Raw genomic sequence first — 13544 nt, 5'->3', positions numbered from 1 at the left:
GGCGCGACGATGCGATTCAAACAGGAAGACATTGTGACAGCCACCAACGCCTCCGCGATCCTGTCCGACGCGAACTATGCGCGGCATTCCCTTGCGCAGATCGCCTTCATTCGTGCCTTCGAAGCCAAGGCGCTCGCGCTGACGCAGACCAAGCCGCCTTCCGTGTTGGGATCGATGCATTTCTGCGCCGGACAGGAGGCGGTGCCGCTGGGCGCGGTCGCCGGGCTGCGCGACGACGACCAGATCGTCTGCACCTATCGCGGCCATGGCTGGGCCATCGCGTCGGGACTCGACCCCCGCGCCGTGTTCGCTGAAATCTGCCAGAAGGCCGAGGGCATCAACGGCGGTCGCGCCGGGTCGGCGCTGATGATGGCGCCCGACACGCGCTTCATCGGGGAAAATTCCATCGTCGGCGCGGGAACGACCATCGCCTGCGGCGTGGCCATGGCGAACCTGCACAAGGGCAATGGCCGCGTCGTCGTGGTCACCATCGGCGACGGGGCGCTCAACCAGGGCGCGGTGTCCGAAGCCTTCGCTTTGGCGGCTGCACGCAAATTGCCGGTCATCTTCGTCGTGGAGAATAATGGCTGGTCGGAAATGACCAGCACTGACGACATGTTCCTGGCCAAGCGCCTTGCGCAGCGGACGGCGGGCTATGGCATTCCCTCCGCGACCATCGACGGGACCGACCCCATCGTCGTGCGCGACAGCTTCGCCATCGCGGCGGAGCGGGCCAGGAAAGGCGATGGCCCTGCCCTGCTGGAATGCCGCGTGCCGAGGCTATGGGGTCATTATAACCGTGACATGGAGCATTATCGGTCCAAGGATGATCGCCGGAAGGCGGAGCAGATCGACCCCTTCATCACCCTGTCGCAGCGGATGATCGACGCCGGGCTGATGACGGAGCGCGAGGTCGAGGCGCTGCGTGAGGAGGAAGAGCGGAAGGTCGAACGGATCGCGGACGCCGTGATGGCTTCGCCAGATCCGGTTCCCACGGGACTACTCGATCATGTCATCGCAGCGCCCGTCGATATGAATCCCCGCGTGATCGGGACGAAGGAGATGAGCTTCATCGAGGCCGTGAACGCCGCCCTTCGCGCCGAACTGGACAGGGACGAAACGGTGATCGTCTATGGCGAGGATGTCGGCAAGGGGGGCGGCATCTTCGCGGCGAGCCGCAACCTCCAACGGGAATATGGCGCTCATCGGGTGTTCGACACGCCGATTGCGGAAAACGCCATCCTGGGTTCGGCGGTCGGTGCGGCGATGAGCGGCCTGAAACCCATCGTGGAGATCATGTGGGCGGATTTCCTGTTCGTCGCGCTTGACCAGCTTGTGAATCAGGCTTCGAACATCCGCTACATCACCGGCGGCAAGAGCGGAGCGCCCATGGTCGTGCGCACGCAACAGGGCGCGACGCCGGGTTCCTGCGCGCAGCATTCCCAGTCCATAGAGGCGATGCTGGCCCATGTGCCGGGCCTGAAGGTCGCCCTCGCATCCTCGGCGACGGACGCCTATGCGCTGCTGCGCGCCGCGTCCGCCGATCCCGATCCGGTCATCGTCATAGAGGCGCGGGGCCTGTATCAGGTCAGATCGACGGTCGAACTGACCGAAGGCGCGGAGCCGGTCGGCAAGGCCCGGCTGCGCCGCCCCGGCAAGGATGTGGCGATCATCTCCTGGGGCACGATGGTCGACCCTGCGGAGGCAGCGGCGGAGGCATTGGCGGAGGAAGGGATCGATGCGGCGGTGCTGGATCTGCGCTGGCTCAATCCCATCGATGAGGAGGCGTTGACGCAGGCCGTCCGCGAGGCGGGCGGGCGCGTCCTGATCGTGCATGAGGCCGTGCGCACCGGCGGCTTTGCGGGCGAGATCGGCTTTCGCATCCAGGAACTGCTCGGCGAGCGGATAGACCTGAGCGTGCGCCGCCTAGCCACGATGGATACGCGGATACCGGCCAGCCCGGTGCTTCAGGCGGCCGTCATTCCGAATGCCCGGTCTATTGCGGACGCGGCAAGGGTGCTGGCCGGAAAGCGCATGATCGCCGCATGATCGATACGGCGGGGCAAGATACGACTTGCCCCGCGACCGCCGACGGGAATATTGGGCCTATGCAGCTAATATTCGGTTCCGCCTCCCCCTTCGTCCGGAAAGTCCGCATCGCCCTGGAGATTCTGGGGCTGGGCGACAGGGTGACGCTCGTCCCCGTATCGACCACGCCCGTCGCCCCGGCGGAGGAGCTTGCGGCGATCAACCCGATTGCCAAGATTCCGGTGCTGGTGACGGATTCGGGCTCACGCATTTACGGTTCGGCGGTCATTGCCGACTATTTGCAGACGCTGGCTGACACGCCGGTCCTGATCCCCGCTTCCGGCGACGCCCGGTGGGAGGTGCTGCACCGGCAGGCGCTGATCGACGGCATGACCGAAGCCGCAGTCATGAGCCGTTACGAGCAGCTTCGCCCCGCCGAACTGCGCTGGGCGCCCTGGGTCGAGGCGCAGATGGAGAAAGTGTGGCGCGGCCTGGAGGCGATGGAGGCGGACAGCCCCGCCCTGCACGGCGAACCGACAATTGCCGAAATCGCCCTCGCCTGCCTGCTGGGCTATCTCGACTTTCGCTTTGCGGACCGGCCGTGGCGGGAGGATTTCCCGGAATTGGCGCGGTGGTTCGGCGTCTTCGAGCAGCGGCCGGAGATGATCCTTACTGCGCCGGTCTGATTGCGCGTGAGGCTGGACTGAATGCCGGTCCCTTGCCGCATCCCTTCGTCATGCTGAACTTGTTTCAGCATCCATCGCGCCCCACAAGCGATGGTCTGAGGGGAGGAATGGATGCTGAAACAAGTTCAGCATGACGGACTGCTTTTCCGGGCCAATCGCCTCATGTCAGTTCGCATGGCAATCGGCCCAGATTCCATCCTATGCCGGAAAGCGCCTCTGCAACCAGCCGGTGATCGCTTCGTTCAACTCGGCGGGCTTGTGTTGCGGGGTCCAGTGGCCGCAATCGGCTATGGTCTGCATCTCCAGGTCGGGGATATGGGCTTTCATCCCGTCCGTCATGCCGGGCGTCAGGATCACGTCGTCAGCCGCGCTGATCATGAGCGAGGGCACGCGCACGACCTGCTCGACATCCAGGCCCGCCCGCCAGTTGCGCGAGACATTGCGATACCAGTTGATGGCCGATGTGAAGCCGGTGCGCGCAAATGTTTCGGCGTAGAAATCGAGTTCCTCCGGCGCCAGCAGGCTGCGGCCCGGCAGTTCGGCCGGCTCAGGCCGACCAAGCGGCACGAACAGCGCCATCTGGCGATATTCCGGCGGCAGTTTCTTGTAGTCCGACGCGGAAATCATGTTCCCGCGCATGGCCGACCGGAAGGTGCGGCGCGGATCGAGCGCCATCAGCCTGTCCCCGACATCGTCATTGTGGAACATGAGGACATACATGTCCGGGCTGTAGACTTCCCGCATCTGCTCGATCGGGTCGCGCTGCGGATCGGGTGCGAACCCCTCAGGCGCCAGATCGCCGATATGGTCGGGGTGCAGCCAGACCATCCAGTGCGGCACGAAGGGCGTGTTGACGCCAACGACACCGGCCGTCCGCTCCGGATAGAAGAGCGGCAATTGCCAGGCGAGCAGGCCGCCCCAGTCATGCCCCACCCAGACCGCCTTTTCGATCCCCCGCGCATCCAGCAGGCCGATCAGGTCGCCCAGCAGATGAGCAAGGTCGTAATCCTCGACCCGGTCGGGGCGGTCGGTCAGGCCATAGCCGCGAAGGTCGGGCGCGATGACCCGGTATCCCGCCGCCGCCAGCGCCGGGATCTGCCTGCGCCAGGAATAGGCGAGTTCGGGAAAGCCATGCAGCAGGACCACTGCCGGACCGGTCTCCGGACCCGCCTCGTAAACGGCCATCCTGATGCCGTTGGTTTCCACATAGCCGACCGGCGGCATGGTGACTTCCTGTAAGTTCAGCATGATTTTCTCATCTTCCGAAGGTGATCGAATTCGTCCCGGACGACGGCGTCGGAAGCCGATATGTCCCGGCCCGCGCGCCGCAGCACCAATATGCCCTGATAGATCAGGAGAAGGCGGGTGACGGCGCGGTCGACATGCTCCGCGTCAATGTCCCGCAGGAGCGCGTCGCGCATGCCCGCCTCCAGCAGGGCGAGGCCGTCCTGCACGCCCTGCGTGGCGACGGACGGCCCCGCGCCGAACTCCACGGCGGCGTTGGTCAGCAGGCAGCCATTGGGATTGGCTTCGCCATCGGACAGCAGGGAGAGGAAGAGCCGCTCGACCCCGTCCACGCCCCCTTCGGCGCCGATATAGGTGTCGAGCCGCCAGCGAATGACCGCATCGATATAATGGTTCAGCGCGGCCCGATAGACGCCGTCCTTGTCGCCATAGGCATTGTAGATGCTGCCGGACGTCAGGCCTGTCGCAGCCTCCAGCGTCTTGATGGAAACGCCCGCGAAGCCGTGCTTGCGAAAGGCGTTCATCGCGTCGGTCAGCACCTGCGCTTCATCGAATGATCTGGAACGAACCACCGCTTCCTCATTTTAAATCGTTCAATCTAAAATGAACATGTTAGAATGAGAGTCAAGCCGGATTGTCGCGCCCCGACATTAATCGGCGCTGCGCACGGGAAGCGCGGTCCGATACACCACCGGCCGCAATCCGAAACTGGTCGTCACCTGGGACACGCCGGTAATCCTCGTCAGCTTGCGGCGCAGGAAATCTTCAAATTCGCCCAGCGATTCCACCAGCACGCGCAATTGATAATCGGCCTCCCCCGTCATCAGATAGCATTCCATGACCTCTGGCAGGTTTGCGATGGCGCTTTCGAAGGCGGCGAGGTGACTGTCATCCTGCTGGTCGAGGCGTATCCGCACGAAAGCGGTAACGCTGAGGCCGACCGCCTCCGGATTCACCAGGGCGACATAGCCGGCAATGACCCCGCTTTCCTCCAGCAGCCGGACCCGGCGCAGGCAGGGGCTGGGCGAAAGGCCGACATCCTCCGAAAGCTGCTGGTTGGTGACTCGCCCGTCGCCCTGCAATCGGTCGAGAATCTTGACGTCTATGTCATCCAATATCTGTTTTGGCATAATTCACCCTTAATAAGACGATATCCGATTAATATTCCAATATCATGCGGATATTGAGCAATGATCGCAAGGATTCTCGCCGTCATTCCGGTTATCAAGGCACGCCGATGATAGGGAGAGATGCCGTGGCTACCGCCATTTCAGAAACGCGACAGGCCGATATCCATGCGCTGGAGGCGCTCGACACGCGCTTGCGCTGGCTTTCCTCCTGGACGGTGCACAATGCCAACCATGTCCGCACCAAGCGGGACGGCATGAAGGTCGGCGGCCATCAGGCCAGTTGCGCGTCGATGACGACGATCATGTCCGCGCTCTATTTCAGCGCCCTGCGGCCGCAGGACAAGGTCGCGGTCAAGCCCCATGCCGGGCCGGTGCTGCACGCCATCCACTATCTGCTGGGCAATCAGAGCCTGGACCAGTTGCAGCGCTTTCGCGGGCTGGGCGGCATGCAAAGCTATCCTTCGCGGACCAAGGACCAGATTCCCGTCGATTTCTCCACCGGGTCGGTCGGGCTGGGCGTCGCGATCACGGCCTTCGCCAGCCTGGTGCAGGATTATCTGATCGCCCATGGCCAGATGGCGGAGGTGGACGCTGGCCGCATGATCGCGCTGATGGGCGACGCTGAACTGGATGAGGGCAATATCTACGAATGCCTGATCGAGGCCTATAAGCACGACATCCGCAATTGCTGGTGGATCGTCGATTATAACCGGCAGTCACTGGACAGCACGACCGCCGACCGCATGTTCCGCCGCTTCGACGATATTTTCGAGACGTGCGGCTGGCGCGTGCTGACGCTGAAATATGGCAAGCTGCAACAGGCGGCCTTCCGCAAGCCGGGCGGCAAGAGCCTGGAGGAATGGATCGATAACTGCCCGAACGCCGACTATGCGGTGCTGACCTATCAGGGCGGCGCAGCGTGGCGGGCGCGGCTGATCGCCGACATCGGCGGCAAGCCTAACGTCAGGAAGCTGCTGGACGATTATGACGATGCCGCGCTGTCGGCGCTGATGACCAATTTGGGCGGCCATTGCGTCGAGACGTTGCTGGAGGCGTTCGCCGCAGCCGACGACGACATGCCGACCATGTTCATCGCCTATACGATCAAGGGGTTCGGCCTGCCGCTCGCGGGGCACAAGGACAATCATTCGGGCATGATGAACCCGCCCCAGATCGCCGAACTGCGCGCCAGCCTGAACATCGCGGAGGGCCAGGAATGGGAACCCTATGCCGGGCTGGGCGACAATGTGGCCGCCGAACTGGACGCCTTCATCCGCAAGAGCGCCTTCGCCGCGACGCCGCCAGAGCATCAGGCCGAAGCGATGCCGGTGCCGGACCGCCTGCCGGTGCCGGATGGGGAGGAACAGTCCACCCAGTCGGCGTTCGGCCGCATCCTGATGGATCTGGCGAAGGCGGGCGATCCGCTGGGCGACCGCATCGTCACGACCGCGCCCGACGTCACGCAGACGACCAATCTGGGCGGCTTCGTCAACCGGCGCGGGCTGTTCCGCCGCCGCGAACTGGCCGACGTTTTCCATGCCGCGAAGATTCCCTCCGCACAGAAATGGTCGGGCCATGCCGCAGGCCAGCATATCGAACTGGGCATTGCGGAGAATAATTTCTTCCTGATGCTGGCGGCGCTGGGTCTGTCGGCCCCGCATTTCGGCACGCGCCTGCTGCCGGTCGGGACCGTGTACGACCCGTTCATTTCACGCGGGCTGGATGCGCTCAACTATGGTTGCTACCAGGATGCGCGCTTCCTGCTGGTCGGCACGCCTTCGGGCCTGACGTTGGGCGCGGAAGGCGGGGCGCACCAGTCGATCAACACGCCCCTGATCGGCATGGGTCAGCCCAATCTGGACTATTTCGAACCGGCCTATGCCGATGAGGTGGCGCTGCTTATGCGCCATGCCTTCGACCATATGCAGAAGGCGGAGGGCAGTTCGGTCTATCTGCGCCTCAGCACACGGTCCATCCCGCAGATCACGCGCACCGATGCCGATTGGGAAGCCGACGCGATCAAGGGCGGCTATTGGCTGCGCAAGCCCGCCGCCGGTTCCGAGGCGGCGTTGGTCTTCACCGGCGCGATCGCGCCCGAAGCGCTGGCGGCGTGGGAATTGCTGGCGGAGGATATGCCGGGTCTGGGCCTGCTGAACGTCACCTCGCCCGACCTGCTGCATCGCGGCTGGTCGGCCCGGCGCGCTGCCCGCTGGACCGACAAAAACGCGGCGCCCAGCCATGTCGAGACGCTGCTGTCCGCGCTGGCTCCCGGCGCGGGGCTGGTGACGGTGATCGACGGATCGCCGGGCGCGCTGTCCTGGCTGGGCGGCGTCAAGGGGATGCGCGTCAGCCCGCTGGGCATCGACCGCTTCGGCCAGACCGGCGACCTGCCCGACCTTTATCGCACCTACAGGCTGGACGCCGACGCCATTGTCGAGGCCGCCGCCGAACTTTTCCTGGGGGAATGACATGGCTGTTGAACTGACCATGCCGGCGCTGTCGCCGACGATGGAAAAGGGCACATTGGCCCGGTGGCTCGTCAAGGCCAGGGACAGGATCAAGCCGGGCGACATCATAGCCGAGATCGAGACCGACAAGGCGACGATGGACTATGAAGCCACGGAAGGCGGCGTAATCGCGTCGATCCTCGTTCCGGAGGGGAGCGAGGACGTGCCCGTGGGCACGGTAATCGCGACCGTCGCCCAGGGAGCGGAAGCCGTCGCCGCGCCCGTGCTGGAAACGGTTTCGGCGGCCCCCAAAGCGCCTGCCCTTGACGAGAGGGACATCAACGCCACGCCGCTTGCCAGGCGGATCGCGGCCGTGCGTGGGCTTTCGCTGTCGGGCATCACCGGCAGCGGTCCACGCGGACGCATCGTCAAGGCGGACCTTGGCCTGCCATCGCTTCTTACGCCCGCCGCCGTCATCGCTGCCAACGCGCCGGTCGCCGCAGCGGCGCCGGTCTACGATCCTCCGGCGGGCGTGCCTGTGGACACGGTCAAGCTGACGGGCATGCGCAAGACCATCGCCCGCCGCCTGACCGAGTCCAAGCAGACCGTGCCGCATTTCTACCTGACGGCGCGCTGCAACATCGACGCGCTGAACCGGCTGCGGACGGAACTGAACGCCAGCCTTTCCGCGCGCGGCGTCAAGCTGTCGGTCAACGACATGCTGATCAAGGCGATGGCGCTGGCCATGGCGGCGGTCCCGGACGTGAACGTGCAGTTCGGCGGCGATGTCCTGCATCGCTTCTCCCGCGTGGACATTTCCATGGCCGTCGCGATCGAGGGCGGGCTGATCACCCCCGTCATCAAGGACGCGGGCGCGCTGTCGCTTTCGGCCATCGCCCAGGCGAGCAAGGCGCTGGCGGCCAAGGCCCGCGACGGCAAGCTGGCGCCGGAGGATTATCAGGGCGGCACCGCCTCCATTTCCAACCTGGGCATGTTCGGGATCGACGAGATGTTCCCGGTGATCAATCCGCCGCAGGCGCTGATCCTGGGCGTGGCGGCGGGCGTGGAGCAGCCGTGGAAGGTGGATGGCGCAATCGCTCTGGCGACGATCATGGCGGCCACCGCCAGCTTCGATCATCGCGCCATCGACGGCGCGACGGCAGCGCAGTTCATGGCCGCGTTCCGCGATCTGGTGGAGGATCCGATGCGGATCATTTGCTAGGTATGTGGGATTCGTAAACGTTAAATCCTCCCTACGCGAAGCGTGGGGAGGGGGACGGCCGCTGAAAGCGGTGGTGGAGGGGAAATGGCGTGACCTGCGCATTTTCCCCTCCGTCAGCGCTTCGCGCTGCCACCTCCCCATCTTTCGATGGGGAGGAATAGGATAGGTCCGCAATCCACCCAAATCACTCAGGCCGACGCTACCTAGGGATTTGGCCCGGTCAGGCCTTAGCCGCCGCCTCCTGTAGAGCGGCAAGAAAGGCGCGCCCGGCGGCGGTCACGGCCCGGCGGGAGGAATAGGCGGCATAGATGGAGACCGGATGGGGCTGATAATCCGGCAGGATATGGACCAGACGACCTGCGGCGATGTGGGGAATGGCCTGCGCCGCAGGCAATCGCGCAAGGCCCAGCCCGGCGATCGCCGCCCTGGCCGCAAGGGCCAGATCGTTCGTGCGCAGGGTTGGAGAGACCGCCAACTCGTGGATGTTTCCACCCTCGTCCGTGAGTTTCCAGATCTCCGGCGCGCCGTCATGCGCCCAGCCTATGGCGACGCAGCCCTGCAGCTTTTCAAGGCTGGCTTTGCCGGAGACCGGCTGCCAACGGGGTGACGCGACGAGGCGATATTCGGCGAGCAATATCCGCCGGGCCACGAAATCGGCGTCGGGCAGGCCGCCTGTCGCCGGAAGGATCACGACGTCATAGGCGTCCAGTCCGGCTGTGGGCAATATCGTCCGGACTTCGAAGTTCAGCCTCACCTTCGGATGGCTGGCGGCGAAGGCCACCGCGACATCGCCGAACAGCATTTCCGACAGCAAGGGCGGGCAAACGACGTTGAGCACGCCGCTGGGCGTCCGCTGCTGCTCCTCGACGATGCGGAATGCCTCGTCGCGATTTTCCCGCACCTTGCAGGCGTTGGCATAGACCTGGTTGCCAAGGTCCGTCACCCTGATCCCGTTCGCCCCCCTTTGCAGGATATTGAGGCCAAGCGCCGTTTCCAGCGCGGCGATCCGGCGGCTGAGGAAGGATTTTTGAACCCCCAGGGCCCTGGCGGTCGCCGAGTAGGAGCCGTTGTCCACCAGATGCGCGAAAAGGATGAGGTCGTCTGCAAAGCGCATGGCTTGATCCCGTACAGCCTGATCCTCCGGCCGCCTGCGCAAAATCTTCGCATCGGGTTTCCAACTTGGCAACCCCCCGTTCCCGTCGCCGCGACTGCACCGTCGCGCCAAGGCCCGTTAGATCGCCCCATGCTTCCGACATCTTCCACAGTCGACCGCGACACCCCTTCCGGCTCTGTGCGCGGCCTTTCCCTCGATGGATGCGAGGTCTTTCGCGGGCTGCCGTTCGCGCAGCCGCCTCTAGGCGCGTTGCGGTTCGCGCCGCCCCTGCCCTGCCCGCCATGGAATGGGACGCGCGATGCAACGGCCGCCGCGCCGATGGCGCCGCAGACCCCCTCCCGCATGTTCACCGCGCTTGGCCCCATGTCGGGCGATCAGGATGAGGATTGCCTCACCCTTTCGATCTGGGCGCCCTCCGGCGCCCGGCAGGCCCCGGTCATGGTCTGGTTCCATGGCGGCGCTTTCCTGACCGGTTCGGGCGACCAGCCCTGGTATGACGGCGCCCGCATGGCGCGGGAGCAGGGCGTGATCGTGGTCTGTCCCAATTATCGCCTGGGAGCGCTGGGCTATCTTGCGGCACCAGGAGTCAGCGACGGCAATCTCGGCTTGCGGGATCAGTTGGCCGCCCTGCATTGGGTGCGGAACAATATCGCGGCCTTCGGGGGCGATGCGGACAATGTCACCGTCTTCGGCCAGTCCGCCGGGGCGCATGCCATCGCGATGATGCTGGCGTCGGAGGATGCCGACGGACTTTTCAGGCGGGCCATCCTGCAGAGCGCTCCGTTCGGGCTGGAACCGCAGGAGCGGGAGGCCGCCTTCGAAAGATCGCACATCTTCTTCGAGGAAATGGGTCTGGAGCGCGGGCACGCCGCCGATCTGCGCGCCGCCTCCGTCGAGCGTATTCTGGCCGCGCAGGACAGGGCCGGGGCGCGGCTGCGAAATCCGCGCAGGGGCGATTTCACGCCCCCCTTCGCGCCCGTGGCCGATGCGCCCTGGCAGGCAGGCGGCACGCCATTGTGGAAAGCGGCCGCGATAGGCGCGGCAAGGCGCAAGGTGGACGTCATGGTCGGCTGGACGCGGGACGAAGGGGCGCTGTTCCTGTCGCTGCTGCCGGACCGGGCCGGGATCGACGGCAAATTCGCATCGTCCGTCGCGGAAGGGCTTTTTGGAGAGGCGGCCGCCGGGGCCGTCGCCGCTGCCCGCGCCCGGCGCGCGCCGCCCGACGATGCCGCGCTGTGCGAGGAATTGCTGACCGACGCCCTGTTCCGTTCCGGCTCGCTGGCCTTTGCCGATGCGCTGGCGTCTCGCGGCGGCAATGTCCAGGTCTATCGGTTCGACATGGAATCGCCCGCGCCGGAATTGCGCGCCTGTCATTGCATCGATTTGCCCTTCATGTTCGGCAATATCGACGCATGGAACGGGGCCAGGCTATTGGGCGGCGCGGAGCGGTCCCATCTGGACAGCCTCAGCATCGACATCATGACGCGCTGGACGGGCTTTGCGCGGGGCGGCGGTTCCACGAGATCGGCGTGGCGGCCGGGCGCTCGCGCCGCGATGGTCATCGGCCATTCCGGCTGTCGTACCGTCGCGGTCGAAGACGCCGATCTGTTTTGAGCCTTTTTGGGGATTAGGTCGCCGATCCCGGCCCGGAAGTCGTCATGTCAGGATACGCGGCCACGCTCCCAAATCGTTCAAATCTTTGCCCAGCGCCGCATAATCGTCGCATAGCTGATCGACCACTTCGGCGGCGGTCTGGATCGACCGGGTCTGGCCCACCGCATGCCCCGCACCCCAGATATTTTTCCACGCCTTGCTGTCGCCATGCAGGTTGGAGAAGTCGATCTTCTTCTTTATCTCCAGCATCTCCGGCGTGAAGCCCGCTGCGTCCAGGCTTTCGCGCATCCAGTTGGACGGCACGCCGGTCACCGCCGTTGTCATGACGATATCCTCCATTTGCGCCCGGACCAGCATTTCGCGATTGGGATCGGACACCATGCTTTCCCGCGTGGCGATGAAGCGCGTGCCCATATAAGCGAAGTCCGCGCCAAGGGCCAAGGCCGCCCGCACCCCCCGCGCTCCGCCGATGGCGCCGCCCAGGATCAGCGGCCCGTCCCAGAAGGAGCGCACCTCCTCCACCAGCGCGAAGGGGTTGTACTGGCCGGTATGGCCGCCCGCCCCGTTCGCGACCAGGATCAGGCCGTCTGCGCCCGCATCGACCGCCTTTCGGGCCTGAAGCGGCGTGATGACGTCGGAAAACACCGCGCCGCCATAGGCATGCACGCGCTCCAGCGGCCGCGCGGGGTTGCCCAGCGCTGTGATGACCAGGCGCGGCTTATATTCGCAGATGAGGTCGAGTTCGGCGTCGAACCGTTCATAGGTCGAATGCACGATCATGTTGATTGCCCACATTCCGGGCCGTCCGGCGGCGGCAAGTTCGCCGGAGATGCGCGGCAGCCATTGTTCCAGGTCGGCGATGGTGCGGGCGTTGGGCGCGGGAAAGGCGCCCATTATCCCGGCCTTCCCGGCGGCGATGACCAGATCGGGGCCGGAGATCAGGAACATGGGCGCCGCGATGATCGGCAGGCGCATGCTGGAATGAAGTTCAGCGACTAGGGACATTTTCAGGAAATCACCGGTTGTGCCACCGTTGCGGGCGGCGAAGAACGGAAGCCGATCACTCAGATGCGGGCTTCGACGGGCGCGGGGGACGCTGGAATATATGCCCCCAGGCGGAATTGCTTTCGTGGGTGAGGACGTGCCAGCTCTCATCCTCCACCTCCAGCCCGCCCCAGCCATATTCAATGTCGAATCCGGACGGAGAAAGGGGATAGAAGCTCAACATATTGTCGTTGGAATGGCGGCCCAGCGTGAAGCTGAGATGGGTGCCTGCGGCCATGCAGCGGTGCATGGCGCGGCCGACCTCATCGATGGAGGTGGTTTCGACCATCAGGTGGACGATCTTCTTCGGGATCGGCACCGGGGCCAGCGCCAGCGAATGATGCCGCCCGTTGCAGCGCAGAAAGCTGATCTCCAGCGGGCGGCCGGGAATCACTTCGGTCCGGATATGGTCGGAGATGCGGAAGCCCAGAACATCCTGGAAAAAGCCCAGCATCACCGCCTTGTCGCGGCAGGCGAGGACGATATGGCCCAGCCCCTGCGCGCCGGTCTTGAACCGCGCGCCGGTCGGGCTGACGAAGGGCCGGTCAGTGCGCTGGAGCGGGCCGTAATAGGCCTCATGCACATTGCCCTCCGGATCGGGGAAACGGATCAGGTCCAGTACGCGGCGGTCGGCCGCGTCGGCGCTGGCGCGTTCCACGGCGACGCCTTTGGCGGCAAGCCGGTCGTGCAGTTCCTCCAGCGCGCCCGCGTCGCGCACTTCCCATCCGGCATAGGCCAGATCGTCGCGAGGCCCTTCGTGGATGCGGATACGGGTGGCGTGGCTGTCCAGCCGGATATCCACCGTGCCGTCGTCACGCGGCGACCATTGGAGTCCTAAGGCGTGTGGACATTTAGCGCATAGCGATCTTCAGGGCCGCAAGGTTGATCATGGCGCGGTAGCTCTGATCAGTTTTCTCGTATCGGGTAGCGATGCGCCGGAATGTTTTGAGGCTACAGAAGAAGTTCTCGACGAGGTGCCTCCAGCGATAGGCATGGAAGTCGCAGTCGATTTTT

The 13544-nt window shown here is 65.0% G+C and carries 11 protein-coding genes and 1 pseudogene; 5 read left to right on the top strand and 7 right to left on the bottom strand.

Annotated elements, in window-relative coordinates; translation table 11 throughout:
* Positions 1–9: 9 nt before the first annotated feature.
* Together BV95_RS16740 and BV95_RS16735 are read left to right on the top strand one after the other, a co-directional pair.
* Positions 10–2049 carry an alpha-ketoacid dehydrogenase subunit alpha/beta gene (locus tag BV95_RS16740; RefSeq protein ID WP_234703221.1) on the top strand — a complete coding sequence of 680 codons (2040 nt, stop codon included), beginning with the start codon at positions 10–12 and terminating at the stop codon, positions 2047–2049.
* A gap of 59 nt (positions 2050–2108) precedes the next feature.
* On the top strand, positions 2109–2714 hold the full coding sequence (locus BV95_RS16735) for a glutathione S-transferase family protein (RefSeq protein WP_037454529.1): 606 nt from the start codon (positions 2109–2111) through the stop codon (positions 2712–2714).
* 198 nt (positions 2715–2912) lie between these two features.
* On the opposite strand, the gene BV95_RS16730 is transcribed toward BV95_RS16735, so the two are convergent.
* From BV95_RS16730 to BV95_RS16720, 3 genes are all read right to left on the bottom strand, one after another.
* Positions 2913–3962, bottom strand: coding sequence for an alpha/beta fold hydrolase (locus tag BV95_RS16730; RefSeq protein ID WP_037454526.1), 1050 nt, complete (start codon positions 3960–3962; stop codon positions 2913–2915).
* Entirely contained in the window at positions 3956–4531 is a 576-nt protein-coding gene (locus tag BV95_RS16725; protein ID WP_037454521.1) for a TetR/AcrR family transcriptional regulator, read from the bottom strand. Before BV95_RS16725 ends, BV95_RS16730 begins: the two co-directional genes overlap by 7 nt.
* 78 nt (positions 4532–4609) lie before the next feature.
* Positions 4610–5074: an Lrp/AsnC family transcriptional regulator gene (locus tag BV95_RS16720; RefSeq protein ID WP_476712782.1), complete on the bottom strand. Its 465-nt coding sequence runs from the start codon at positions 5072–5074 to the stop codon at positions 4610–4612.
* 122 nt (positions 5075–5196) lie between these two features.
* Between BV95_RS16720 and BV95_RS16715 the strand changes: the two genes are divergently transcribed.
* Together BV95_RS16715 and BV95_RS16710 are read left to right on the top strand one after the other, a co-directional pair.
* Positions 5197–7557, top strand: coding sequence for a transketolase (locus BV95_RS16715; protein ID WP_234703220.1), 2361 nt, complete (start codon positions 5197–5199; stop codon positions 7555–7557).
* Position 7558: 1 nt separating this feature from the next.
* Positions 7559–8758: a 2-oxo acid dehydrogenase subunit E2 gene (locus BV95_RS16710; protein WP_037454518.1), complete on the top strand. Its 1200-nt coding sequence runs from the start codon at positions 7559–7561 to the stop codon at positions 8756–8758.
* A 220-nt stretch (positions 8759–8978) separates the two neighbouring features.
* Here BV95_RS16710 and BV95_RS16705 read toward each other — a convergent pair whose 3' ends face one another.
* Entirely contained in the window at positions 8979–9872 is an 894-nt protein-coding gene (locus BV95_RS16705; protein ID WP_037454514.1) for a LysR substrate-binding domain-containing protein, read from the bottom strand.
* On the opposite strand from BV95_RS16705, the gene BV95_RS16700 reads away from it, so the two are divergent.
* Complete coding sequence (locus BV95_RS16700; protein WP_081873408.1) at positions 9837–11486, top strand: carboxylesterase family protein; 1650 nt, start codon at positions 9837–9839, stop codon at positions 11484–11486. The genes BV95_RS16705 and BV95_RS16700 overlap by 36 nt on opposite strands.
* 42 nt (positions 11487–11528) lie before the next feature.
* Here the strand turns inward: BV95_RS16700 and BV95_RS16695 are convergent, their stop codons facing one another.
* The 3 genes and pseudogenes from BV95_RS16695 to BV95_RS16685 all read right to left on the bottom strand — a co-directional run.
* On the bottom strand, positions 11529–12461 hold the full coding sequence (locus BV95_RS16695) for an NAD(P)H-dependent flavin oxidoreductase (RefSeq protein ID WP_234703219.1): 933 nt from the start codon (positions 12459–12461) through the stop codon (positions 11529–11531).
* 85 nt (positions 12462–12546) lie between these two features.
* On the bottom strand, positions 12547–13332 hold the full coding sequence (locus tag BV95_RS16690; protein ID WP_234703218.1) for a VOC family protein: 786 nt from the start codon (positions 13330–13332) through the stop codon (positions 12547–12549).
* 49 nt (positions 13333–13381) lie between these two features.
* Positions 13382–13544: pseudogene (locus BV95_RS16685) on the bottom strand (IS5/IS1182 family transposase); the annotation flags it as partial.

This window comes from Sphingobium chlorophenolicum (assembly GCF_000722875.1).
In the GTDB taxonomy this organism is placed as follows: domain Bacteria; phylum Pseudomonadota; class Alphaproteobacteria; order Sphingomonadales; family Sphingomonadaceae; genus Sphingobium; species Sphingobium chlorophenolicum.
This window is presented reverse-complemented; position numbering and strand designations above follow the sequence as displayed.

Bases quoted from the DNA above. Each gene is read 5' to 3' on its own strand.
- BV95_RS16740 (WP_234703221.1), top strand. From the start codon at position 10: ATGCGATTCAAACAGGAAGACATTGTGACAGCCACCAACGCCTCCGCG.
- BV95_RS16735 (WP_037454529.1), top strand. From the start codon at position 2,109: ATGCAGCTAATATTCGGTTCCGCCTCCCCCTTCGTCCGGAAAGTCCGC.
- BV95_RS16730 (WP_037454526.1), bottom strand. From the start codon at position 3,962: ATGCTGAACTTACAGGAAGTCACCATGCCGCCGGTCGGCTATGTGGAA.
- BV95_RS16715 (WP_234703220.1), top strand. From the start codon at position 5,197: ATGATAGGGAGAGATGCCGTGGCTACCGCCATTTCAGAAACGCGACAG.
- BV95_RS16710 (WP_037454518.1), top strand. From the start codon at position 7,559: ATGGCTGTTGAACTGACCATGCCGGCGCTGTCGCCGACGATGGAAAAG.
- BV95_RS16700 (WP_081873408.1), top strand. From the start codon at position 9,837: ATGCGCGAAAAGGATGAGGTCGTCTGCAAAGCGCATGGCTTGATCCCG.
- BV95_RS16705 (WP_037454514.1), bottom strand. From the start codon at position 9,872: ATGCGCTTTGCAGACGACCTCATCCTTTTCGCGCATCTGGTGGACAAC.
- BV95_RS16695 (WP_234703219.1), bottom strand. From the start codon at position 12,461: ATGCGCCTGCCGATCATCGCGGCGCCCATGTTCCTGATCTCCGGCCCC.